The organism is Legionella sp. W10-070 (assembly GCF_900640175.1).
GTDB lineage: Bacteria > Pseudomonadota > Gammaproteobacteria > Legionellales > Legionellaceae > Tatlockia.
Map to the genome: position 1 here is coordinate 1 of NZ_CAAAJC010000002.1, position 26058 is coordinate 26058.

The following is a 26058-nucleotide window of genomic DNA, read 5'->3' on the forward strand; positions in this document are numbered from 1 at the left end:
TTATTATTCATTTTGGCAGTTCTTTTAGTGATTTTTCGACGGCAAATCGTATTTCACTATAGAAACTGCCTTTTTTTCAACTAATTAGAAATTTCGTTCACGGAGCCTAGGAATTGCTGCAGAAATGTTCAAAAATGTTTTGTCAATAAAAACTTAGGGCCAATTGGAAGCATAAAGCGCGGGAAGTGGGCAGTTTAAGTTGAAATGTCAACAGACTCTAGTATCTCGTCAAGATTGAATTTTCGGGTTGGCGTCTGGGTTACGTTCAGATTTATGTGATTTTTTCCGAAAAAAGCACAGGACTAGCAGGGCTAATTCGAGCATTTTTTCGGAAAAAATCACGTAAAGATGAATGCAAGACAGGCGATCATACCCGAAAATTCAATCTTGACGAGATACTAGAGTCTATGAACCAACGATAAGCGGAGTGTAAAATGAAGATCAGTTTTATTGGCTTTGGCAATATGGCTAAAGCCATTGCCCAAAGTTTGATTAATCAGAAAGAGTATCAGCTTTTTGCATCATTCCCGTCAGCAATCCAGGGGATTAATGGCGAAGGGATAACCACCAGTCCTGATAACAGGGAAGTGATTAAGGATGCAGATATTGTCATTTTGGCCATAAAGCCTGCGCAAATGCCTGAAGTCTTAGGGGAAATCGCTTTGTTTTTACCGATGAAGTCGCTGGTTATTTCGATAGCAGCAGGTATCAGCGTCTCCTGGTTGCAAAGCCAGTGCCGAAAAGAACAAGCCATCATTCGCAGTATGCCAAATACCCCCATTGCTGTTGGTAAAGGAGCCACACCGCTGATTGCCAATGATCAAGTGACGATCGAGCAAAAGCAATGGGTTGAGAAATTATTCCAAAATACGGGAATTATTAGCTGGGTTACAGAAGAGAGCCAAATGGATCCTTTTACCGCCTTATCAGGCAGCGGCCCTGCTTATGTTTTTCTTTTCATGGAAGCAATGATAAAAGCCGCACAAAAACTCGGCCTTGATGAAAATATCGCCAAACAATTTACAATGCAGACCATAGCAGGGGCAGTAGAACTGGCTGAACAAAGTGAGTTTGACATCAGCGAATTAAGAAAAAAGGTAACCTCTCCTGCAGGGACCACCGCAGCAGCCCTGACTGTACTGCAGCAACAAGACTTTGAAACACTGGTGTTCAACGCGATGAAAGCAGCATGTGGGCGAGCCCGTGAGCTAAGCTTATAGAGGCCGTTGAGGCCAATCTATAGATGTGTTAAATAACAAACCCTTAAAAGTTTTTTGAATTCTTGAGCTTTTGTGGTTAATTATCCTTATAATGGTCAATCAATCTAAACTAACGTCCATGTGAGAGGAACTATGTCAGGTTTTGTAAGTGTAGGTTATTTCCTTATTGGTTTATTCTTTAATATACTAATATTCGCACTTTGGATAAGACTTGCTTTGCGTTATTTTCATGTCAGCGCTCTGCATCCAGTAGGACAATTAATTTATAACCTGACAAATCCTGTCGTTAAACCAGCGGAGCGTCTGTTCTTTTCTGGAAAAACTGCTGCAAAACGTTATGACTGGGCTGGCTTCAGCGTGCTGGTGGCAGTGGAATTGCTTAAATTTATTATCCTTGGACTTCTTCTTTATGGTGCCCTGCTGCCCTTATCTTATTTAGTATTGTTTACCCTTGCTGATCTGATTGTCCAACCATGTAATCTGCTTTTTTACATTATCCTCATCCGCGTGATAATGAGTTGGGTGAATCCTGGCTGGCAACATCCGGTAGCAGATATCATGCGATTAATAACCGAACCTTTCCTGGAGATGGGACGCCGTCTCGTACCTAACATTTCCGGGTTTGATTTTTCCCCTTTTATTATATTAATAATCCTGAAGATCATTACCTTGTTTATAGGTGGTTCGATGCCCTTACGCCTTCTTTAGACCGGAAAAAATAAATCAGGAGAGCTATACTTGAAGCAAATTGGCCACCTGGAACGTACCATGATTAGTCGATTAGCAACTATCGTAGTAGCTACTCTTGGTTTTTCTTTCAATGCCTTTGCTACTCAATCCATTTATTGTCCGCAAAATCACGGCTATATCAACATTGGCATGACCCCAAATCAGGTACTTGCCTCTTGCGGCGAACCACTCAGCAAACAGCAATCCAACCGTCCTGTTATGCAAAAAGTACCGGTTGTGCAGTTAATCTATAATAACATGGGATCTCAATCCGCTTTTTATGGCGTATGGTCCCTGCCCGTAGGAACCAACAGCGGAGCGCAGTTGGAAGTTGATATCATTAATAACCAAGTCAAAGCGGTGCGGGTAAATGGCTCAGACAGCAATGCATTTAGCATCTGCGGTGGTAGAATGATTCAGGTAGGTGATCCGGTAGGCGCTGTTTATGGGGCCTGCGGCAACCCTTCGCTGGTGAATAATACATTTATTAATCAGCCGCTCCAGAGTAATCAGCGGCCTGAGGTATGGATCTATCAAACCGACCAATACCAAACACCATTTAGCTTGACATTTGTTAACGGGAAATTACAATCCATCGACTAACCAAGAGCATGGAACAGGTTCATGAGTGAAACAATTGATGATTTAACGATTGCCTACAGTGAAAACGGGCAGGAAACCACTAAAGAATTAGGGAAATGTGTCCTATCCAAAGGCGCATGGACTACGATTATGTTTCGCTATCAGGATTGGGATAATGCAAAACAGGATTTTGGTCCTGTAAAATATTCAATCAGACGTTATCAAAAAAGAAATAATCAATACTGGATGAAATCAAAATTCAACATTTCCAGCGAGGATCAGGCACGTAAAATTATAGAAGTGTTATCTGGCTGGCTGGAAGTGAACAAATAAAAAATTAGCTTACCTTCTCTACACCTATTTAACGAGTAGTGAACGGGGGCAAAACAGCGGGAGATAGTGACGATCACTATCTCATGATACTCAGTATGCAAAAACTGTTTCAAAATATCCTCAGTTACTTCCAGCTAACGTCACCCTGAATCTAACACGGAGGGTAAACCAAAATCACTCTCCTGAATACACTTGCCGCTTTTATAAAGCGGACAAATAAAAATAAATGCTTCAGAAATAAAAAATATTGCGTGCGGCTAATATTTGAACATTTTTTGAATCTTGCTCATAACTACTTTATAATCTAGCGTCTCGCTAGATAAAGGGTGCCATTGCATGAAAAATTACTTATCTGCCCTGCTTTTGACACTCATCGTCATGACTTGCCTGGGTTATTTTGTATTTCAACCTAAAAAAGGACAGGTAAGGGCTACAGAGCCTCAAGCCATTACGGTGGAGACTGCTCCGGTAGTTGAAAAAGTGCTGGCGGATCAATTTGAAACAATCGGCAGTCTTGCCAGTACAGATAACATTGACATTAGTTCCGAACTTGCCGGCCAAATAGCAACAATCCACTTTAAGCCTGGCGCAACTGTTAAAAAAGGTACGCTACTTATCCAGCTAGACGCCACCGTCTTAAAAAGTGAATTAGCCAGTGCCAAGGCTGTCTTGACTTTAAGTGAAAGCAGTTACCAACGAACCAAAGAATTAGCCAAAAGAAAACTGGCCTCGGAGCAAGCCCTGGATCAAACATTAGCTGATCTTCGTGAAAAAGAAAATAATGTAAAAGCCAAGGAAGCACAGCTGGAGAAACTAAGTCTTCGTGCACCTTTCTCAGGTACTCTCGGCTCAAGGCAAGTTAGCGTGGGACAATACGTAAAAGTGGGACAACCGCTTGTAAGGTTGGTCGCCAATCAGAAATTACGTGTAGAGTATAACTTACCGGAACGTTACCTGGCGCGATTAAAAGAGGGCCAACAGGTGACCGTCATCTCTGATGCCTTCCCTGATAAAATTTACAAAGGGATGGTGAATTATGTTGATCCCGCCATTAATAAAGAAACCAGAACAATCGCTGTTGAAGCATTGATTGATAATCCTGATAATTTACTATCAGCCGGTTTATTTGTTCGCGTCAACCATGAGTTTGGCGAGAAAAAAAAACGCCTGCTTGTTCCCGAGGAGAGCCTGATTCCTACCATTAACGGGCAAAAAATATTTATTTTGCGCCATGACAAGGCTATTGCAGTCAAAGTGAAGACCGGTAACCATCATGCCGCAATGACTGAGATATGCGGGGGATTAAAAGCCGACGATATCGTCATTGTACGAGGCCAACACAAGTTGCGTGAAGGTAGCCGCGTTATTGATATTCACCGAGGATAGGAAACAACTGTGACTTTTTCAGAACGCTGCATCAAACGCCCTGTCTTTACGATTGTTTTTTCTCTAATCCTCATCATTACCGGCTTGCTGCATTATAATAAGCTAGCCGTTCGACATTTGCCTAATATTGACAGACCGACGGTTAATATTACCACGGACTTTGAAGGTGCCAGTCCGGATCTGGTAGAGAAAGAAATTACCATTCCAATAGAAAATACCCTCTCCGGAATTCCAGGGATTGATTCCATCCGTTCAACAAGCTTACTTGGAAGAAGCAGGGTTAATGTCGATTTTCAACTGGGTGTGGATATCAATGAAGCAATCAGTGATATCCGGAATAAAATGTCTGCCTTACAAGCCAAACTACCAACAGACAGCCACCCGCCCACTGTCAGTAAAAATGATGCCGATGCAAACCCTGTATTGATGCTGGGATTCCATGACCAATCCAAAGACCCCCTTGAAATCACCGATTTTGTAACCCGCAATATCAAACCTGTATTGCAGGAAGTCAAAGGCGTTGGCGAAGTGCTTTATCACGGCGGGCGTGATTATGCAGTTAAGATAGCCTTAAATCCTGTTAAAATGGCCGCCTACGCGGTCACTGTGGCTGATGTTAAAAAGACATTGATTCAACAAAATATCGATGTGCCTAGCGGCCAGATTAAAAGCACCAACCGTTATTATACAATAGTCACTCATGCCTCGTTACAGGATGCCAGGCATTTCACCGATCTGGTCATTGCCCAACGTAATAATCAACTCATTCACCTAAACGAAGTTGCCTCTGTCACTGTAGGCAGTGAAAATGAAGACAATATGCTACGCATTAATGGCAAACCAGCTGTTGGGCTATCAATACTTGCCCAGTCAACAGCGAATCCTGTTGAAGTTGCTTCAGAAGTCAAAAAAACCCTGCATTCCTTGCGGCAAACGCTGCCACCTGGTTTTACAATTCAATCTGTCTTCGATTCCACGCAGTTTATTAAACAATCAGTTCATGAGGTGTATAAAGCATTTCTGGAAGCTATTTTTTTTGTCGCAGTGGTTGTTTTTTTATTCCTGGGAAATTTGCGTGCGGCAATCATCCCCATTATCACTATTCCTATTTGCCTGGTCAGTACTTTTTGGCCAATGTATTTATTAGGGTTTGAGATCAACACGATTACTTTGCTAGCGCTGGTATTGGCTATCGGTCTGGTAGTGGATGATGCGATCGTTGTACTGGAAAATTGTCACCGCCACATGCAGGAAGGCCTTAATGCAATGCAGGCAGCCATTAAAGGAAGTAATGAAATTGTTTTTGTAATATTGGCAATGACCATTACCCTGGCTGCAGTTTATGCACCGATGGGCTTTGTTTCAGGTTTTACAGGTAAATTATTTCTACAATTTGGCGCCACATTGGCACTTAGTGTCATAATCTCAGGTTTAATTGCTTTAACTTTGTCTCCCATGATGTGCTCCAGGTTATTAAAAAAAGAGGAAGGACGATATAGTCTCTGGTTAAGCAAACAATTTGCACGCTTGAGTGTACGCTATTCTCAAAGTCTCCATGGCAGTCTCAACCGTCCCCTTCTGCTAACCGGCACATTAGCTGCTTTATGTATACTTGGATTTTTTTGCTATCAGCAGCTGGGTGCTGAGTTAGCACCGGTTGAAGATCAGTCTTACATCATAGGATCCCTTTCCTCCCCTACCAATTCAAGTACCCATTATACCGATCATTACACCCGACAACTTGAAGCCATTTATGAAACCATCCCTGAAAAGGCAACCTACCTTGCCTCTGTAAAACCGGCCTCTGCCTTCACCCTGCTAAAGCTGGTTCCCTGGAAAGAACGCCATCGGACGCAGAAAGAAATCAGCAATGAATTGAGTGAGAGAATGCAGAAGATAACCGGGGTAAATATTTTTCCCGTCAGCCCAAACCCTCTCGGGAATCGCGTAGGCAATAGCCAGTTCAGCCTGGCTTTATTGGCGAACACTTCTTACCTGAGGCTGAATGAAATCTCTAATGAAATTACTAAAATCCTGACAGACGATCCGGGCTTAAGACATGTAAAAAACAATCTGGCTCTGGATAGTGAACAGATTAATATCGAAATCGACAGACAATTAGCAGCTGATCTTGACGTTAATCTTGCGGATGTCGCCGAATTGCTATCCACCATGCTAGGGGGCAACAATCCAGTTAATTTTAATTACGAAGGTCAGGCTTATAAAGTCATTTTGCAATTGCAGCAAGCCGACCGGCGTGATATTTCAGTGTTGAACAAACTCTATGTGCAAAGTGGTCGCGGGCGAATGATCCCTCTATCTACGCTTGTCAAAATCAATCGTACAATAGGACCAGACAGCTTGCCTCATTTAAACCGTTTACGCAGCGCCAGTATCAGCGCAGAACTTGCCTCTGATGTATCAATTGATAAAGTCATAAACCATGTAGAAGCGCTGTTGCAAAAAAATCTGCCAGAGGATATTCAATACCGATTTACAGGCGCAGCAAAAGATTACCTTGAAGCCTCTGGCAGTAGCCTCTATGCGTTTTTGCTTGCCTTGTTATTTATCTACCTGGTACTGGCCGCACAGTTTGAAAGCTTTATCGATCCCCTTATCGTGCTACTTAGCGTCCCCTTAAGTCTGGTTGGTGCAGTACTGACTCTTTACCTTTTTGGCCAGAATTTATCAATTTATAGCAATATTGGTATTGTTACCCTCATCGGCCTTGTCAGCAAGCATGGGATTATGATTACCGAATTTGCTAACCAACAACTTAATCTTGGCAAAGACAAGCTCACGGCCGTCATAGAAAGCGCCCGTATTCGCCTTAGACCTATCTTGATGACTACCCTGGCGATGATCCTGGGAGCCCTTCCCCTTGCACTGGCTTCAGGCGCCGGCAGTGAAAGCAGAAAGCAACTGGGGCTTGTAATTATTGGAGGAATGTCGGTAGGAACCCTGTTTTCTTTATATATTGTACCCTTTGCCTATTTAATCATTTCCCGACGAAAAGTTGCAAAAATCATCACCTTAGACAATGAACTTGAACCCAAAAATATTGAAGTGAGCAAACTAACCCTTAAAAATGGCTAGTGCCTCGTTTTGCGCATGGGTTAGTGAAAAATGCTCATTTTTATCCACTGCGAATTAGAAACTTCATCAAATGAAACCTTCTTTCTCCAACTGCCGGATCATGTATAACAGTAAAACGGTTTTCCTTTTAACAGAGTAACTGAATAATGTTCAGATTTCTTTTTATATGTTTGAATAAAATAGGCTGCCGCAGCTTCACTACTCGTCCCTGAAGGTCCTAATGTGCCTATTGTTATTATTTTTTTCAGTTCGTTCATGTCTAAATTTCTTATTAATGTTCAACATAATGCTTGGCAATGCACTGCATCACATGCATCGTTTGTGCATAATTCAGACGGGGATCGACTAGACTTTTGTAGTTTTTCTTAAAGTCGCTTACTGAATCGCAATGATATGATGATTCGTAGTCCACGCATTCAGTTACATCCTGGTGGGTTGCTTCAAGGTGGATGGCATTAAGTTTGCTGCCCATTTTTCTGTGGATCAAAAAAGAACTCTTGATTTCATCGACAATATTGCTCAATTTTCTAATCTTTATTCCCGAATTGATAATTTCGGTATTTCCATGCATGGGATCACAACTCCATAAAACGGTGCGTTGCGTTTTTTTCACTGCATCAATTAATTGTGGCAAAAGGCTACCGACATATTGCGCCCCCAATCTGGGAATAAGTGTTATGCGCCCCGGAACATAATCTGGGTCTAATTCATTAATTGCCTTGACAAGATCCTTGATAGAGGCATCCGGGCCTATTTTCACTGCAATTGGGTTTGCAATTTTTTTTAAATAGTTTATATGTTGAATGCTGTTGACTGTGCGTTTACCAAGCCATGGGAAATGGGTTGAAAGGTTGTAATATAATCCAGTTTGCTTATCGAGCCGAGTTAATGCTTGTTCATAATAAAGTAATAATGCTTCATGACTTGTATATATTTTTTGTTTTGGCTCTATTTTCTGATTCCATTGATTAATTTCTTGATAAATAGATGCTGCGCAATTATAACTCAGCAGCATTCTCCAGGGATCAGGAGTTCGATGTTTTTTATGAAATTGATTCACCATATCGCCAAAATAGGAATAAATCCTTTCATTTTGAGAAATCTCATAAGGATTGCTTCTGGGCTTTGCATATTGTCCTGCTATTCGACCAACCTGGATTACACTACCCCCAGTTTTTCTTTGAAAAAAATCTGCTAACAGCTGAATAAATTCTAATTTTGCATGGGTTGTATATTTGTCGCACTCATGAAAACTTTCAGCACAATCACCTGATTGTATTAAAAAATATTCCCCTAATGATACTCTTGCTAACAACTGGCGGAAATCATTAACCTCTTTGAAAGAAACCAAAGGAGCTTGAGACTGTAGAATACTTTGGATATGTATCAGTTCATTAGTGGAGTGATGGAATGGAAAAAATGGATCATCCTGAGTTTTAAGTTGCTGGGCAGATTCAAACATATTTACAACTCCTTGTAACTGGGCTTTTTGAAGTGGTAATAAGCAATTTTTTATTATTATTCATGTCAAACTCTATAATTTGATTCTTCTTTTTAAGCTTTCACTAGTCAGCTTCCGATTTTCATTCATGGTTAACAATAGAATAAAATGTTATTTTAAGTTAAATTAAAATTCAACTTAAAGTTTAAAAAAACAAACTAAAAGTAAATTTTTATTTTTTATTTTATAAATATGGAACTTATTGAACAAAATAAACAATAAAGATATACTGTTTTCCTTCATTGGGTAGGAGATACTCTTGGAAAGAGAACATTTTGTTCGTGGTTTTGCCAGAAGGCTTACCGTTCTTATGCAGCAGGCAAACCTGGGATCATCGAAATCCAAAGCAGGCGTCCAAATTAATAAACTGGCTGAAGTGAGTGGTTGCTCACACCAAATGGCAAGACGCTATGCGCTAGGCGAAGCACTGCCCGATGTTGACGTCACCTATAAAATTGCAAAATGGCTAAAAGTCTCTCCTGGCTGGCTTTTATATGGTGAGGAAGGAGATATTCCCAATAACATTGGCCAAACAAACCTAATCCAGATAGAACCTGATTTTCTTGAATATATCCTCTCCAAATGCGCTCCCCTTTTTGATATTACAAAAAACAAGCAAGAGCTTATCAGCTATATCATGGATATCATTCATGATGCAACGCACATTGAGGCTAACCCAAAGGAAATTTTAAAGGTCATTGATATGTCTATAAACTCCATTACACGCTTTCATGGAATTAATGATGATGCACGAGTTAAAACAGGTTGAATACCTACCTAATCAAAAGCACAAGATTAAGTTGCATCCAGAAGTCATTGAAATTTTATTTGAGAATCGCCGTTATATAAAAAATGTATTCTTAAATCTTCAAGGATTATATGGAATTACGCATATGGGGATGGCTTGTATAGATCCTTCTCACGAGTTAATTGCATTTTCGACAACCCCAAATATTGAATGTAATCTTATCAATCAAAATCTATGGATCAACGATCACTGCTTCATCCCTGACGTTGCCCATAAAAACTTGCTGTTATGGTGGGATTATCAAAACGAAAAAATTGAAAAAATAAAACTAAATAATAATCACTTTACATTAGGAATGACGATTCGCAGGCCAATCAGTAATTTTATCTTGGTGTATTCTTTCGCAACTAAAGAGAAAGGGGAAGGTTTGCAACAATTCTATAGTGAAAATCTGTATAGCTTGATTGACATGGGAGATTATTTCTATAAGTCGCTCAGAGGCTTATATAGTTCCTATGCTCTAAAGCATACCCCGCCTAAATTGAGTGAATTCAATTCCAAAGCGCCAGATCTCCATATTAAACCGTTTTTGCGCTTGGTAAAGACAAAATAAGAGATGAAGTATGGAAAAAAACAAAATTATCCTTCTAGGAAACCCATTTTTACGACAAAGATCTCAACCTATTTTAGAAGAAGAATTTGGTACGCCTGAGCTTAAGCAATTAGAGCAAGAATTGTTTGAAATGATGCAAGCGGAAAATGGCCTGGGTTTAGCTGCTCCTCAAATAGGGATTAGCAAGCGAGCCATCGTGTTTGGCATGGAAAAGCACCCAGTGCATACCTTTTTACCAGCGATTCCATTTACAGTTCTATTTAATCCATCGTATGAGCCAATCTCGGCTGAATGCGTTGAAGATTATGAAGGGTGCTTAAGTGTTGGTGCGCTTCGAGGCAAGGTATCGCGATATAAACACATTCGTTATCGAGGTTACAATGTGAATGGCCAATTGATAGAGCGAGAAGTATCTGATCTGCATGCCCGTGTTCTACAACACGAGTACGATCATTTAGAAGGTGTAATTTTTCTGGATAAAGTTACAGATGTAAACTCACTAGGTTTTCATGATGAGCTGGTTCGCTCAGGTAAACTCAAAGCCAGAAAAGACGCATAAAATTACATGTTTAAAACTTCAAAAAAAATCATCATTAGCGGCGCTGTTGGAAACGCACTTGAGATGTATGATTACGTGATATGGGGATTATTCTCCGTTTTTTTATCAAAAGAGTTTTTACCTCCGCAATCCAATCTGTCCGATATTTTCTTTTTATTCTTAATTACTTACATTCTAAGGCCACTAGGTAGTCTGCTTGGCGGAATGCTGGCGGATCAAACCGGTAGAAAAAAAATTTTAACATTGAGTATTTTGCTAATGGGCATTTGCACGGCCTTGGTTGGTATTCTGCCATCGTATGAGCAAATCGGCGTTGTTTCAGTATTTCTCCTACTATTCATTCGACTAATACAGGTGTTTTCTGTTGGAAGTGAGTACATTAGCTCAGTGTCTTTACTGATTGAGAGCTGCGAAAAAAATAAGAAAGGGTATTTTGGCTCATGGGCTGCGTTTGGCGTTAATGCCGGAATGCTCATTTCTTCCCTTACTGGTGCGCTGGTCTTATATTTAATTGATATTCATTTACTTCCACCATGGGGTTGGCGGATAGCTTTTATTTTCGCTTTTATAACTATGATGTTTGGACTGTGGATACGCCATTCAATTCCAGAAAGTCAAGAGTTTATCTCAAATCATGCGAGAAGCGAAAAGAGAACATTAAGTAATATTTTTATTGATACCATCAGCTTGTTAAAGCAGCAATTCTTAGAGTCATTCATTGTTTTTTCGCTTGTATTATTTGGTGTTTCCACAACCATGCTGATGTTTGTTTATGTCCCCATTCACCTGGTAACAGTTAACACTATTTCAAATACACAAGCATTTTTAATCAACGCCTCCGGCCTGACGATTGTTACCTTGTTAATTCCATTAATGGGAAGCATGTCAGATTTATATGGGCGTATCCGTATCATTTTAATAGGCATCATTACATTATTACTGCTCATCATGCCTTATTTTTCCTGTTTAACATCAGGCACACTCTCCCAAATACTCTTATTTCATTGTTTGATGGCTGTTCCTTGTGCCAGTATTTTTGCAGTTATTCCTGTATTTATTACGGATATTTTCCCACACTCAGTTAGATGCTCAATCGCTAATCTGCTCTACTCAATAGCGGCTTGCCTAGGCGGGGGGATCACGCCATTGATAGCTTTGAAACTAAGCGAACTTCATAATCATTCACCTAGTTATATTTTAATTACTTTTGGGATAATCAGTTTGATTACATTATTCATATATCTAAACGTAAACAAACAAAAAAACACCCAGCTAGTACTTGTAGAAAAAACTTAAACGCGAATTCTATTGAAAATCCTCTAAAGCGCCCTATAAACAGTAAATACTTTGGTTATATGACCGCTACAACTGTTCAAATTCCTTGCGAGAGAGAGGGGAAAATCGAAGGGAGCGTCAAGATCGGCGCATGAACCAATTCTATGGCGCTCCAGGCAGGGTTAATTAAGCATTTACTCTACCGATGTTAATTAGAAATAACAACCTATACCGTCATAGCCAATCAATTCACAGGATTTAAACCCGGTACTATCCAAACGATAGGCTATAGCCCCATAATACGCTATTATTTGGTTTTTTTCGTTATACTTGAGCTCCGGGTGACTAAAGGCTGTTTCATCCTCACAACTATCATTAACCTTCACCCAGCGGGTTTTATTTATTGCTAATGTCCCTGCAGCAGGTCGGTAGCCATTCTTGCATGGATGAAGTGCCAACTGTTTCGCTGTTGGTGCAGTCAGGACAAGATCGTAATTGGCCATAGCCGCTTTCACTGCGTTATTAGCATTTAGAATCCCATGACCGCAAGGTTTCTTGCCAATGCACGATTTATCATCATCCCTGCTTTGCCCAAAACCATGAGTGGTTGCATAAAGGATCTGTTCTACCCGCTCCGGCGTAATACGGTTATCACTGGCTGCAAATACCAAGCCGGCGACCCCTGCAACATGAGGTGTCGCCATGCTGGTTCCCTGGTAAAAATTAAACCCTGAACCTTGATAGCCGCCTCCCGGATTGACTGTCGAAAGAATGCCGCCTTGTCGACCATAACGCAAGTCGCCGCCTGGTGCTGCAAAACTGACACTGGGACCATAATTGGAATAATAAGATCTAAGTCCTTCAGGGCCTGTAGCCGCCACCTTAATCGTGCCATTGCATACCGCAGGGGCATTATAATGCTCCCAGTGGTTATCGTTGCCTGCAGCCACAGCAATTACTGCCCCTTGTTTACGAGCATAAAAAAGGGCTTCTTGCAGCGCTTCGTCACAGTGATCAATCTCTTTGCCAGGCCGCTTATCGACACCAAAACTCATATTCAAAACCTTGGCTGGGTAGGGATTAGCAGGAGTACCTGGAACTTCCCCTCCAACTGACCAATAGATAGCATTAATCACCTGACTTTCGTAAAACATGCCAGAGCTATCAGGAATTTTTAAGGGCAATATTTTCAAATCTTCGCCCATACCGATCATGACATTGCCATACCCGGCGATGGTGCCAGCCACATGGGTTCCATGCCAGGAGCCTGTTTCATCGCGCACATCATTATTATTCGCTGCAAAATTCCAACCCCAGATATTTCCTTTTTGGTCTTTTAGCAAGTTACTCATCAGGCTATCATTTAACGCAACACCCGTATCCAGTACAGCAATCACAACAGGTTTCGATGCTTTACCCGTTGTATAGAACCAGGCGCCATCACGATAGCCTGGTGCTGATTCCAGCATGACGCCGGCTGGTGGTAAAAACTCATCCCATTGGGATTCATGGGAAAGGAGGGTTAATGGCGTCTGGCTCTCATCAAAAGAAGGAGAGGGCAAGGGCTTAAAATGACCAATCCGGTCTTCAACGGCATAGGCTATTTTGGGATTTTTACGAAGACTAGCCAATACGGTAGCTGCACTACTTTGGGGATGCTGCAAATCCTGCTTATCAAAGGTGAGCACATAAGCACCGCCAGCCATTGCTGTTAATGAACTCACAGGCAAGTTAGCTGCTTTACTTAATTCCGTTTTTAACGTTGCTAGGGTAACTGAAGATTGTTTGTATTTTACAATTAACCGCAGAGCAGCTTCATCAGCTACGCTGGCTTGAGACATTGCCAAGGTGATCAGTCCTAGCAATCCTGATTGGTAGCGCATATTCTCTCCTTTGCTTAAGTTAACACCAGGAGCTAGTACAACGTTTCACTGACTCTGTCTTACACTGCCATTCCCGCGCAGGCGGAAATCTATAGCCCAATTTAGCCCCTCACTTCACCTGAGAGATAGATTCCCGCCTGCGCGGGAATGACAAACTGGACAGATTCAGTGAAACGTTGTACTAGGTTCTGTGAAGCAATTTTTTCGCAAAGCGAAAATGTGGGTAATTGAGTACCATGGTTTCTTTGAATAAGGCGAATAGCTGGCTCTATTTAACGAATTCAAAGATATCATGGTGTCAATTAGCCGCATTTGCAGCTGTGAAAATTTTTGTTCACAGAACCTAGCATCGGGGGCGATTAAAACTGGGTGGTAATTAATGGTAGCCCGGATGGAGCGCAGCGAAATCCGGGGACATGAGTTCACTATCAAGTTCCAATCCCGGATTTCGCTGCGCTCCATCCGGGCTACAACTTTAGTTTTAATCGCACCCGCTAGCATCTGCTAGCCCCTAAGACATCCTAGTATGCAAGAGAAAGTAAATCGCTGGAAGACATAAGGTGATTTTATCTGAATTTAATAACGATAATGATCTGGTTTAAAAGGACCTTTGATTGATACACCAATATAATCAGCTTGTTCCTGGGTCAATTTTGTTAATTTTGCCCCTATTCTTTCCAAGTGGAGCCTGGCCACTTTTTCATCCAGACTTTTGGGCAATACATAAACCTGGTTATCATAGTGCTTACTATTCTGAAAAAGTTCGATCTGTGCCAATACCTGGTTCGTGAATGAAGCAGACATGACAAAACTTGGATGACCAGTTGCACAACCTAAATTAACCAAACGTCCTTCAGCAAGAAGAATAAGGCGTTTATCGCTTGGGAATATTACATGATCAACCTGTGGTTTGATATTTTCCCATCGGTATTGACGCAAACTTTGCACATCAATTTCCGAATCAAAATGGCCGATGTTACATAAAATCGCCTGGTTTTTCATCCGTAACATATGATCATGGCTGACAACATGATAATTCCCTGTTGCAGTAACAATGATATCCACTTGTTCAGCCACATCATCAAGGGTCACGACACGATAACCTTCCATCGCAGCTTGCAGAGCACAGATAGGATCGATTTCGCTAATCCAGACTGTAGCGCCCTGTCCACGCAATGCCTGTGCACAACCCTTGCCAACATCGCCATAACCCAGGATCAAGGCGACTTTCCCTGCTATCATGACATCTGTTGCACGCTTAATGCCATCGAGTAAAGACTCACGGCAACCATATAAATTATCAAATTTGGACTTGGTTACCGAATCATTGACATTAATGGCAGGCATTTTCAACTGACCTTTTTTTGCCATTTCGTAAAGTCTGGCCACACCTGTGGTCGTTTCCTCTGAAACCCCTTTAATGTCGGCAAATAATTGAGGATACTTTTCATGAATCAGCTGGGTAAGATCGCCTCCATCATCCAACAGCAAATTAGGTGTCCAATCATCAGGCCCCTGCAAGGTTTGTTCGACACACCACCAATATTCTTCCTCGGTTTCGCCCTTCCAGGCAAATACCGGCACCCCGGCAGCAGCCATTGCCGCGGCAGCATGATCCTGAGTAGAAAATATGTTACAGGAGGACCATCTTACCTCTGCTCCAAGTGCTTGCAGTGTTTCTATCAAAACAGCTGTCTGGATGGTCATATGCAGACAACCTGCAATACGGGCACCCTTTAGCGGTTTTTGATGGCCAAATTCTTCCCGAAGTGCCATTAAACCTGGCATCTCCGTTTCTGCAATCGCAATTTCTTTTCGCCCCCAGTCAGCAAGCGTTATATCGGCTACTTTATAATCCTGTGTTGACTGACCTTGTTTGGCTATATTCATTTGATTCATCCAATTATCCTTTTAAAACGGCTACCTTATCCAGACGCTCCCAAGGGAAATTTTCACGCCCATAATGGCCATAAACCGCAGTTTGTCTATAAATTGGCCTTAATAAATCAAGTTCATCAATAATACCTTGTGGGGTAAGATCAAAATGGGTATTGATAAGTTCAATAATTTCCGCATCAGGCAGACGACCCGTGTTGAAGGTATTGATGCTGATTGATGTTGGCTCTGCTACACCAATCGCATAGGAAACCTGTATCTCACATTTTTCCGCCAGCCCTGCAGCGACAATATTCTTGGCAACATATCTGGCGGCATAGGCAGCTGAGCGATCAACCTTGGATGGATCCTTCCCGGAAAAACAACCACCACCGTGACGCGCCATACCGCCATAGGTATCAACAATAATCTTTCTTCCTGTCAAACCACAATCACCGAGGGGGCCTCCAATCACAAAACGTCCTGTTGGATTGATATAGTAACGTGTATGCGGCAACAACCATCCAGCGGGTAAAACAGGCTTAATAATTTCCTCGCGCACCGCTTCGACCAAGTCTTTATGACTGATGTCGGGCGAATGTTGGGTAGAAAAAACGACAGTATCTACAGCAACTGGCTGACCGCCTTCATATTTTAATGTTAACTGGCATTTAGCATCTGGACGAAGCCAGGTCAGTTGATTGGTTTTTCTTAGCTGAGCCTGTCTCTCCATCAGTCGGTGGGCATAAGCAATAGGCGCAGGCATATACACATCCGTTTCCTGACTGGCATAGCCAAACATTAACCCTTGATCACCTGCCCCGAGAATGTTGGTTTGCTGGTTATCAACCCCTTGAGCAATATCGGGGGATTGTTTTCCTATAGCACTTAATACTGCACATGATGCCCAGTCAAATCCCATCTCAGAACTGTTATAACCAATATCCTTAACCACCTCACGGCTAATGTCTTCAACATCAACCCAGGCACTGGTGGTGATCTCACCACCCACCAAAACCATTCCCGTTTTAACAAACGTTTCACAGGCTACACGCGCTTTGGGATCCTTAGCCAGGATGGCATCCAAAATGGCATCGGAAATCTGATCTGCTATTTTGTCAGGGTGTCCTTCGGAAACAGATTCAGATGTAAAAACATGAAAATCACTCACAATTTGTCCTCTTTATATTATTGCTTTGGCTTCATCATGGAAATAAATTGATCAAAGATTACTTCAATATCATGGGGGCCAGGACTCGCCTCGGGATGTCCTTGAAAGCCAAATGCAGGCTTATGTCTATGCTGAATTCCCTGCAAACTATGATCAAACAATGAACGATGGGTTACTTCCAGACAATCAGGTAATGATGCTTCTTCAATGGCAAAACCATGGTTTTGACTGGTAATAAATACTCGCTTTGAAGCATTTTTTGTTTCAACGACAGGATGATTGGCACCATGATGGCCAAATTTCATTTTGACCGATTTGGCACCACAGGCCAAAGCCAGAATCTGAAACCCCAGGCAGATGCCAAACACAGGAATATCTTGTTCAAGAAATTCGCCAGCAGCAGCAATAGCATAATCACAGGCAAAGGGGTCACCTGGGCCATTGGACAGGAAGATACCATCAGGGTTTAGTGACACTGCCTCTGCTGCAGATGTTTTTGCGGGCACTATTGTAATATAACAACCCTTGTCCTGTAATATTCTCAAGATAGTATGCTTAACACCAAAGTCATAGGCAACGACATGAAACTGACTCGGTTTTGAACCACTACCCCAATTCCCTCGACCTTCATGCCATCGCTCAATAGTTTGCCTTGAGACTTCAAAAGCCAAATCCATACCTTCCAAACCACCAAACTCCCTGGCTTTGGTTATAGCAAGCGCCGGGTTATGGGTATTGGTACTGATACAAGCCCCCACAGCCCCCTGCTCACGCAATTTAATGGTAAGCTGGCGAGTATCTATTCCTGCAATTGCCACTACCCCATGCTTTTTTAACCAGTCCGGCAATGATTGCTCAGCACGGTAATTACTTGGCTGTAAAACACATTCCCGCATAACCAGACCTGAAGCCCAGACCCGGGAAGACTCCATGTCCTCAAGATTACAGCCAGTATTTCCAACATGGGCGGTTGTTAAAGTGATAATTTGTTTGGCATAGGAAGGGTCGGTTAGCATTTCCTGATAACCGGTCATTGCCGTATTAAAAACCAGCTCCCCCACACTATCCCCATCGGCGCCGACAGCGATTCCTTCAAAAACAGTTCCATCAGAAAGAGCTAAGATTGCTGGTTTATTGAACATAAAAACTCAGAAGGCCAGTAAAAACCATTTTGTAAAATGGCTTATTGTACCCCAGGTTACTCAAAATTTCATGTCTTCAAAGAATTTTTTTACTCCATCAAACCAGGAGCTTGAACGTGGCGAATGCGTGTTCTTACTGCTGTCTAACGACTCTTGCAATTTCACCAGTAAATCTTTTTGCTCACGGGATAAATTGACTGGCGTTTCTACTATCACTCTACAGAGCAAATCCCCCGTACCATGCCCCCGAACTGACTTCATTCCCTTACCACGTAAGCGGAATGTTTTTCCCGTTTGGGTTTCCCCCGGAATTTTTAAAGTCACAGGGCCTTCCAGGGTAGGTACTTCTATCGTTCCGCCAACAGCAGCAGTGACAAAACTTATCGGCACTTCGCAATAAAGATCATTTTCCTGACGTTCAAAGATAGTATGCTTCTTGATGTTGACCTGGACATAGAGATCACCAGAAGGGCCACCATAGATACCAGCTTCTCCTTCACCGCTTAAACGAACCCTGTCACCATTGTCTACGCCCGCAGGAATTTTAACGGTTAATTTCTTACTCTCTCTGACTCTTCCCTGTCCATGACAACTATTACAGGGATCGGTGATTACCTTCCCTTCACCGTGGCAGCTTGGACACGTTTGCTGAATAGAGAAAAAACCTTGTTGAATGCGGACCTGACCAATACCATTGCAGGTTTCGCAATTTTTAGGTGTCGACCCTTTTTTAGCACCTGAGCCATTACAAGTCTCACAAGCAACATGCCTTGGTACTGTAATTTCAATTTGTTTGCCAAGTGCGGCTTCTTCCAAAGTAAGCTGGACATTAAATTGAAGATCCGAACCACGCTGGGCACGTGATTGTCTTCCCTGCCGACCACCAGAAAAGATGTTTTCAAATATATCTTCAAAAACATCGCCAAAACCACTAAAACCGCCCCCCTGGCCGCCGCCCATCGAAGGATCAATACCGGCATGGCCAAAGCGATCATAGGCTGCCCGTTTCTGGGGATCAGAAAGAACAGCATAAGCTTTCTGAATTTCTTTAAATTTTTCTTCTGCAGCTTTATCGTTAGAGTTACGATCGGGATGATATTTCATCGCCAATTTTCGATAGGCTCTCTTTATTTCGGCCTCTTCAGCATTGCGGTTTATACCGAGAAGCTCATAGTAATCCTGCTGTTCCATAACTCTAATACCAATAAAAATTAACTGTTTTGTATAAACTTAGTCCCCGATACCCATGGCGCTGTAGTCAGTACGACAGAAGCATAGAGCAGGAGAAAACGTTTTACCAAATTGACCTGACAAATGGTTAAGTAAATTATAACTCCCCAAGTGCTAAATAACCAAGGTTATTTGCTTCTTTTTTGCGCAAATAATTTTTAGCTTTCGCAAATTGAGAGCCATTTCACTAAATTCAGGAAGAATGCATACGATTAATTTTACCGTTTTCCTGGTACTGGATCCCGCAGTCTAGCCGCGGGATGCCAAGAATTATTGGGAATAAAACCCCAAATTAGAAAACCTGCTTTAATCGTACCTCTAACAAATTCTCCCTGAAAAGTTACTAACCATTTACCTAACCTGCATGTTGCAGATCACTTCTTGTCCTCGTCGCGAACTTCTTCAAATTCAGCATCAACAACACTTTCATCAGCCTTTGCTGTTTCTTCAGAGTTCTCTTCATGAGGTTTTTGCGTTTGACTTTCAGCAGTTTTCTTTGCATAGATGCGTTCTGCCATCTTACCAGATACATTACTTAAGACCTTGATTTTATCTTCAATAAGCGCCTTATCACTTCCCTTAATGGCTTCTTTTAATTCTGCAATTGCTGATTCTATGCTGTCTTTTTCTTCACTGGAAAGTTCACCTTCCAAATCTTTTATTGATTTTTCACTGCTATGGATAAGGCTATCTGCCTGATTACGAATATCAGCCATTTCTTTGAATTTCTTATCCTCTTCCGCATGGGACTTGGCATCCTGAACCATTGCTTCCACTTCTTCATCGCTCAAACCGCTGGATGCTTTAATTACAATGGATTGAGCCTTGCCCGTTGCCTTGTCTTTAGCAGACACATTAAGGATACCATTGGCATCAATATCAAAAGTAACTTCAATTTGCGGCACGCCGCGTGGGGCTGGAGGTATATCAGTCAAATCAAAACGTCCCAGGGATTTGTTAGCGGAAGCCTGCTCACGCTCACCTTGCAGGACATGGACAGTAACGGCAGTCTGACTATCATCTGCGGTAGAAAATACCTGGTTTGCTTTCGTTGGAATCGTGGTGTTTTTCTCAATCAGCTTGGTCATCACACCGCCGAGGGTTTCGATACCCAAAGACAATGGCGTAACATCCAGCAGTAAAATATCTTTCACTTCGCCAGACAATACGGCCGCCTGGATAGCAGCACCTACGGCAACTGCCTCATCAGGGTTTACATCCTTACGAGGTTCTTTACCAAAGAATTCCTGTACTGTCTTTTGCACCATGGGCATACGGGTTTGTCCACCCACCAGAATCACTTCATTAATTTGCGAAACATTTAAACCTGCATCTTTCAAGGCAATTTTGCAGGGTTCGATAGATCGCTGAACCAGGCTTTCAACCAAAGATTCCAGCTTCGCCCTGGTTAATTTTATATTTAGATGTTTTGGCCCTGAAGCATCAGCGGTAATATAAGGCAGATTAACGTCGGTTTGCTGAGCGGAGGACAGTTCAATTTTGGCTTTTTCAGCGGCCTCTTTCAAACGCTGTAACGCCAATGGATCATTATGTAAATCAATACCGCTATCTTTTTTAAATTCAGCAGCAAGGTATTCAATTAATGCAAGATCAAAATCTTCACCGCCAAGGAACGTATCGCCATTGGTAGCCAATACTTCAAACTGATGTTCACCATCTACTACTGCTATTTCAATAATTGAAATGTCGAAAGTACCGCCGCCAAGGTCATAGACAGCAATGATCGAATCACCACGCTTTTTATCCATACCATAGGCCAGCGCCGCAGCAGTAGGTTCATTAATGATACGTTTGACTTCAAGACCAGCAATACGGCCGGCATCCTTTGTAGCCTGACGTTGCGAATCGTTGAAATAGGCAGGAACAGTAATCACTGCTTCCTTAACTTCCTCTCCCAGGTAGTCTTCAGCTGTTTTTTTCATTTTACGCAAGACTTCAGCTGAAATTTGCGGCGGCGCTTTATCCTGACCTTTCACGCTTACCCAGGCGTCACCATTCGTTGCCTTAATAATCTTATAAGGCACCATTTTAATATCTTTTTGCACTACAGGGTCATCATAACGACGGCCGATTAACCGTTTGACTGCAAAAAGCGTGTTATCAGGATTGGTAACTGCCTGACGCTTGGCAGATTGTCCCACTAAAATTTCATTATCATCGGTAAAGGCGACAATTGAAGGGGTAGTACGATGGCCTTCACTGTTTTCTATTACCCGAGGCTTATCGCCTTCCATTACCGCAACACAGGAATTCGTTGTACCTAAATCGATTCCGATTATTTTTGCCATTTGTTTTTGCTCCAATAATTAGTTTTCAGTATGCAATGTCACTCATATGGGGATGAAGCTTGAAAATTTCAAGCTTCATCCCCGATTAATATAATCAGGACTTTTCATTAACAGGTTTTGCCTTTGCTACTACGACACGGGCAGGCCGTATTATTCTGTCATGCAATTTATAGCCTTTCTGAAAGACTGCCAGAACCGTGTTGGCTGCTTCCTGCGTAGACTCTTGCATTGACATTGCCTCATGCTCCTGAGGGTTAAACACCTCACCTTGAGGATTTAACTGTTTCACGCCATGTTTTTCCAGGGCATCAAGGAACAATTTCATTGTTAATTGCAATCCCTCATGCATACCGCTTTGGCAATCTTTTTCAGAGAGTTGTAGAGCCTGTTCCAGGCTATCAATCACTGGTAAGAAAGAATCAAGTACTTTCTCTGTGCCGTAACGATGGGCGTTAGTCACTTCCCGCTCTGCGCGACGTCGGACATTATCCAGTTCTGCCGTGGCTCGAACTGCCTTCTCCCAGTTTTCATGGGCTTTCTGTTCTGCCTGGGTAAGCTGTTCTTCAAGGGCAGCATAGCTTGGATGCTCCAAAGCGCCCTCGACAAACTTTTCTTCTTGGCTGAAGGCTTCGGTTTTTTCATAGCCCTCATCAAAAGATTCATCCTCTATTTCGCTCTCTTCCTTGATTTTTTTCCAGTTTCTTTTGTTATCGTCGCTCATGTACCTACTCCCAAACAAGTTAGTCGCATTAAATTGGGGGCTATTCGTGAAATTTCAAGCCCGATTATTATGATGACAGCCAAAGGTTAGTTTATGAATAGAAACTATGACTTGCTAGAACTGTCCATTCATCGCATACTCGGTATTATAGATAATCAAAAAGGTTTTTTTATGCGTGAGTGGTCGCCGATTTCCTGGCAACAATATACCTACGAACAAGCAGCAAGTTATCCTGATGAAGCTCAATTGACCAAAGTTGTTGAACAATTAAGTCACTTGCCCCCTCTTGTCACCAGTGGAGAAATAAAAAATTTAAAGCAGGCTATTGCAAAAGCAGGCCGACGGGAAGCGTTTATCCTGCAGGGAGGCGACTGCGCCGAATCATTTAATGACTGCCGTTCGGATATAATCAGCAATAAACTCAAAATTCTGCTACAAATGAGTCTTATCTTGCTACACGGCATGCACAAACCGATTATACGTGTGGGCCGCATCGCCGGGCAATACGCTAAACCCCGCTCATCGGATTATGAAACAATTAATGGTATCACTCTGCCGAGTTATCGAGGCGATTTAGTCAATTCACAGCAATTTGAAGCCTCTTCCCGCATTCCTAATCCCAAGCTAATGCTGCAAGGCTACAGTTGTGCTGCAATGACACTCAATTTTATCCGTGCCCTGCTGGATGGCGGCTTCGCTGACTTAAATCATCCTCACCGCTGGGATTTACGTTTCGTTGAACATTCTCCGCAGGCTGATGAATATAATGCCATTGTGCATTCACTTTCTGACTCACTGGCTTTTATTGAAGCAATTGATGGTCTTCGTGAGAGCAATATTAACAAGATTGATTTTTATACCTCTCATGAAGCACTCCACCTTCACTATGAGCAAGCCTTGACCCGACGACTGCATAATGGCCAATGGTATAATCTTTCGACCCACTTACCCTGGATTGGCATGCGGACTGCAAAACCCGATAGCGCACATCTTGAGTTTTTACGCGGCGTGCAAAATCCGATAGGCATCAAAATAGGTCCCGGGGCGACAAGTGAATGGCTGACTGAAGTTATAAAAATAGTTAACCCTCAAAAGGAAGAAGGACGATTACTTTTAATTACCCGCCTGGGCGCAAAAGGTATCGACAAGTTGTTACCGCCACTTATTGAAACAGTGAAAGCGAGTAATTACCCGGTAACCTGGTCTTGTGATCCAATGCATGGCAATACAGAGACAACGGCCGATGGAATTAAAACAAGGCACTTTGACAACATTCTCTCTGAATTACAGCAGGCCGTGAAAATTCATCATGAAATGGGCAGCTATCTAGGCGGTGTACATTTTGAGCTGACCGGTGATAATGTAACTGAATGTATCGGCGGAGCTCGTGGTTTGAATCAAGAAGATCTTAAGCGTGCTTATCGTAGCCTGGTTGATCCTCGCTTAAATTATGAGCAATCGCTGGAAATGGCGATTCAACTGAGCAGGCAGTTTAAGTCTGGTCATTATTGATACGCTGCCACCTCTTTATCTTCCGGTTTTTCCGGAAGTTACGGAGTAAATCATTAAACAGTCAAAACACCTGCTCTAAAAACTCAGGTATACGTTGCTCCAGCCAATAAACGGGTTTTCCAGGAAAGTTTCCGCTAATAAATCCAACATGCCCTCCTGCCTTACTCAGCTCCAGGGTAATACTGTCCGACAGCTCTTCTGCCTCAGGGATGATCTCAGGGGTCATAAAAGGGTCGTCAAGAGCATGAATAATTAAAGTCCGTGTCGTAATATCACGCAAATAATAGCGAGAACTTGATTCACGATAATAGGCATGGACATTAGAGAAACCGTTTAAGGGAGCAGTAACAAATTCATCAAACGTCCAAAAGCACTGACACTTGTCAATCGCTTTTAACGCCTGGGGTAATTGATCAGGAAATTTCTGTTGCTTTCGTGCAAATACCGTCTTCAATTTACGCAACAAATAGCTTTGGTAAACACGGGAAAAACCCTGGCTAATTCGATCAGCCACCACATTTAATTGAAAAGGCACACAAACAGCAACCGCAGCATCCATTAATGTCTGCCCTCCCTGCTCACCTAGCCATTTGAGCAGAACATTACCCCCCATCGAAACCCCAACTGCTGCTTTTTTAGTATAGGGTTCCCGTTGAGAAAGCAAGTGCAGGAAAGAATTAAGATCTGCCGTATCGCCAGAGTGGTAGGCGCGTATTAAACGGTTTGGCTCTTGACTTGCCCCTCTGAAATGCATCAAAACAGCGCGCCAGCCTAAATGATTAAAGGCATGCATTAACCCTGCGACATAGGCAGATTCCACACTTCCTCCTAAGCCATGGAGTAGTATGACCAGTGGGGTATCATTTTCCTGGCCATTGATGGCCCAGGCCAAATCGATAAAATCGCCGTCCGCCAATTCAATCCGCTCCGTTACATCAACAGGGGCTTTAATGCGACGGGTTAATGTGGGGTAAATTGTTTGAATATGGGAATTTGGCAGCCACCAGGCTGGCCTGAAATCACTGCCCACTATCATAATGAACCCTGATGGTAAGCAGGGCTAAACTCATGGACTGCATCAATCATCACAGTAACATGCTCAGGCGGGACATCAGGAGTAATGCCGTGGCCAAGATTAAACACATGGCCTGTCCCTTGCCCAAAAGAAGCCAGAACCTCTTTAACCTGATGACGAATACAATCAGGATTTGCAAGCAAAACAGAAGGGTCAAGATTGCCTTGCAGAGCGACTCTGTCCCCCACTTGCTGGCGAGCGCTGCCAAGATCAGTTGTCCAATCCAGACCAAGAGCCTCACAACCTGCATCAGCCATGAACTGCAGCCATTGCCCCCCTCCCTTGGTAAAAAGGATAATGGGAATGTGGGGATGTTTACGCTTCAGTTGCGCGATGATTTCTGACATATAACGAAGCGAAAATGCTTGATAATTTGCTGAAGTCAAAACCCCTCCCCAAGTATCAAATAACATCAATGCATTAACACCTGCCCGCACTTGTTCATCAAGATAGGCACTGACTGCCTGGGTCAATTTCGCTAATAATAAATGAACCGCGGCAGGCTCATTATAAAGTAGACGCAACATCGTTTTAAAATCACGGCTGCTTTTACCTTCCACCATATAACAAGCCAATGTCCACGGACTTCCAGAAAAACCAATCAACGGCAGGTCTGCAGGCATCTCCCGACGAATCAGACTTGCCGCCTCCATAACATAAGCCAGTTGCTCTGCTGGTTCAGGAACCCTTAATGCCTCAATCGCAGCAAGTGTTTGCACAGGCTGGTGAAAAGCAGGACCCTCTCCCTCTGTGAAATATAACCCAAGCCCCATCGCATCCGGAATAGTCAGGATATCAGAGAACAGGATAGCAGCATCCAATGAAAAACGAGTCAGTGGTTGCAGGGTTACCTCACAAGCTAATTCAGGGTTCTTACATAAGTTTAGAAAATCTCCAGCCTTTTTTCGAACGGCTTGATACTCAGGCAAATAACGCCCTGCCTGACGCATAATCCATACAGGAGTCCGCGGTATGGGTTTTCGCATTAGGGCACGAATAAACAGCGACTGGGTAAAATCGTTCATAATTATCCTAAAATTTCAGACAAAATTAAATTTTAACCCACATTCACCAGCAGAACATCTTAAATAGATGGAA

At 42.6% G+C, this 26058-nt stretch carries 21 protein-coding genes; 11 read left to right on the plus strand and 10 right to left on the minus strand.

Features of this window, described 5'->3' with window-relative positions:
* Positions 1-434: 434 nt before the first annotated feature.
* The 6 genes from proC to E1O65_RS01010 all read left to right on the plus strand — a co-directional run bounded on the left by proC (position 435) and on the right by E1O65_RS01010 (position 7346).
* A complete protein-coding gene (gene proC / locus E1O65_RS00985) occupies positions 435-1220 on the plus strand; it encodes a pyrroline-5-carboxylate reductase (protein WP_133131735.1) in 786 nt (261 codons plus the stop codon).
* 132 nt (positions 1221-1352) lie between these two features.
* On the plus strand, positions 1353-1928 hold the full coding sequence (locus E1O65_RS00990; RefSeq protein WP_133131736.1) for a YggT family protein: 576 nt from the start codon (positions 1353-1355) through the stop codon (positions 1926-1928).
* A gap of 60 nt (positions 1929-1988) precedes the next feature.
* Positions 1989-2552 carry a DUF2845 domain-containing protein gene (locus E1O65_RS00995; RefSeq protein ID WP_133131881.1) on the plus strand — a complete coding sequence of 188 codons (564 nt, stop codon included), beginning with the start codon at positions 1989-1991 and terminating at the stop codon, positions 2550-2552.
* Positions 2553-2573: 21 nt separating this feature from the next.
* Complete coding sequence (locus tag E1O65_RS01000) at positions 2574-2864, plus strand: hypothetical protein (RefSeq protein ID WP_133131737.1); 291 nt, start codon at positions 2574-2576, stop codon at positions 2862-2864.
* A gap of 336 nt (positions 2865-3200) precedes the next feature.
* Entirely contained in the window at positions 3201-4250 is a 1050-nt protein-coding gene (locus tag E1O65_RS01005) for an efflux RND transporter periplasmic adaptor subunit (RefSeq protein WP_133131738.1), read from the plus strand.
* Positions 4251-4259: 9 nt separating this feature from the next.
* On the plus strand, positions 4260-7346 hold the full coding sequence (locus tag E1O65_RS01010; protein WP_133131739.1) for an efflux RND transporter permease subunit: 3087 nt from the start codon (positions 4260-4262) through the stop codon (positions 7344-7346).
* Positions 7347-7617: 271 nt separating this feature from the next.
* Here E1O65_RS01010 and E1O65_RS01015 read toward each other — a convergent pair whose 3' ends face one another.
* A complete protein-coding gene (locus E1O65_RS01015; protein WP_133131740.1) occupies positions 7618-8808 on the minus strand; it encodes a 3-deoxy-7-phosphoheptulonate synthase in 1191 nt (396 codons plus the stop codon).
* 298 nt (positions 8809-9106) lie between these two features.
* On the opposite strand from E1O65_RS01015, the gene E1O65_RS01020 reads away from it, so the two are divergent.
* The 4 genes from E1O65_RS01020 to E1O65_RS01035 are packed head-to-tail and all read left to right on the plus strand — an operon-like array spanning position 9107 to position 12063.
* Positions 9107-9616, plus strand: coding sequence for a transcriptional regulator (locus E1O65_RS01020; protein ID WP_133131741.1), 510 nt, complete (start codon positions 9107-9109; stop codon positions 9614-9616).
* Positions 9579-10208 (plus strand): hypothetical protein, encoded by a 630-nt coding sequence (locus tag E1O65_RS01025; protein WP_133131742.1) that lies wholly within the window; start codon positions 9579-9581, stop codon positions 10206-10208. Before E1O65_RS01020 ends, E1O65_RS01025 begins: the two co-directional genes overlap by 38 nt.
* Before the next feature lie 10 nt (positions 10209-10218).
* Positions 10219-10767 carry a peptide deformylase gene (gene def / locus E1O65_RS01030; RefSeq protein WP_133131743.1) on the plus strand — a complete coding sequence of 183 codons (549 nt, stop codon included), beginning with the start codon at positions 10219-10221 and terminating at the stop codon, positions 10765-10767.
* Positions 10768-10773: 6 nt separating this feature from the next.
* Positions 10774-12063: an MFS transporter gene (locus E1O65_RS01035; RefSeq protein WP_133131744.1), complete on the plus strand. Its 1290-nt coding sequence runs from the start codon at positions 10774-10776 to the stop codon at positions 12061-12063.
* A gap of 191 nt (positions 12064-12254) precedes the next feature.
* Here E1O65_RS01035 and E1O65_RS01040 read toward each other — a convergent pair whose 3' ends face one another.
* The 7 genes from E1O65_RS01040 to grpE form a co-directional block, all read right to left on the minus strand.
* On the minus strand, positions 12255-13925 hold the full coding sequence (locus E1O65_RS01040; protein WP_133131745.1) for a S8 family serine peptidase: 1671 nt from the start codon (positions 13923-13925) through the stop codon (positions 12255-12257).
* Positions 13926-14501: 576 nt separating this feature from the next.
* The gene (gene ahcY, locus E1O65_RS01045) at positions 14502-15815 is read right to left on the minus strand and encodes an adenosylhomocysteinase (RefSeq protein WP_165474873.1); all 1314 of its coding nucleotides are present in this window, start codon (positions 15813-15815) and stop codon (positions 14502-14504) included.
* Positions 15816-15828: 13 nt separating this feature from the next.
* On the minus strand, positions 15829-16971 hold the full coding sequence (gene metK, locus E1O65_RS01050) for a methionine adenosyltransferase (RefSeq protein ID WP_133131747.1): 1143 nt from the start codon (positions 16969-16971) through the stop codon (positions 15829-15831).
* A gap of 17 nt (positions 16972-16988) precedes the next feature.
* Positions 16989-18113, minus strand: a complete 1125-nt coding sequence (gene carA, locus E1O65_RS01055; RefSeq protein WP_133131748.1) for a glutamine-hydrolyzing carbamoyl-phosphate synthase small subunit — start codon at positions 18111-18113, stop codon at positions 16989-16991.
* Between the two features lie 60 nt (positions 18114-18173).
* Positions 18174-19304, minus strand: coding sequence for a molecular chaperone DnaJ (gene dnaJ, locus E1O65_RS01060; protein ID WP_133131749.1), 1131 nt, complete (start codon positions 19302-19304; stop codon positions 18174-18176).
* 413 nt (positions 19305-19717) lie between these two features.
* Positions 19718-21652: a molecular chaperone DnaK gene (dnaK, locus tag E1O65_RS01065; protein ID WP_133131750.1), complete on the minus strand. Its 1935-nt coding sequence runs from the start codon at positions 21650-21652 to the stop codon at positions 19718-19720.
* A gap of 94 nt (positions 21653-21746) precedes the next feature.
* Positions 21747-22373 (minus strand): nucleotide exchange factor GrpE, encoded by a 627-nt coding sequence (grpE, locus tag E1O65_RS01070; protein ID WP_133131751.1) that lies wholly within the window; start codon positions 22371-22373, stop codon positions 21747-21749.
* A gap of 171 nt (positions 22374-22544) precedes the next feature.
* Between grpE and E1O65_RS01075 the strand changes: the two genes are divergently transcribed.
* Entirely contained in the window at positions 22545-23885 is a 1341-nt protein-coding gene (locus tag E1O65_RS01075; protein WP_133131882.1) for a 3-deoxy-7-phosphoheptulonate synthase class II, read from the plus strand.
* Positions 23886-23946: 61 nt separating this feature from the next.
* Here the strand turns inward: E1O65_RS01075 and E1O65_RS01080 are convergent, their stop codons facing one another.
* Positions 23947-24921, minus strand: coding sequence for a hydrolase (locus E1O65_RS01080; protein WP_133131752.1), 975 nt, complete (start codon positions 24919-24921; stop codon positions 23947-23949).
* Positions 24918-25985 (minus strand): uroporphyrinogen decarboxylase, encoded by a 1068-nt coding sequence (hemE, locus tag E1O65_RS01085; RefSeq protein WP_133131753.1) that lies wholly within the window; start codon positions 25983-25985, stop codon positions 24918-24920. Before hemE ends, E1O65_RS01080 begins: the two co-directional genes overlap by 4 nt.
* Positions 25986-26058 lie beyond the last annotated feature (73 nt).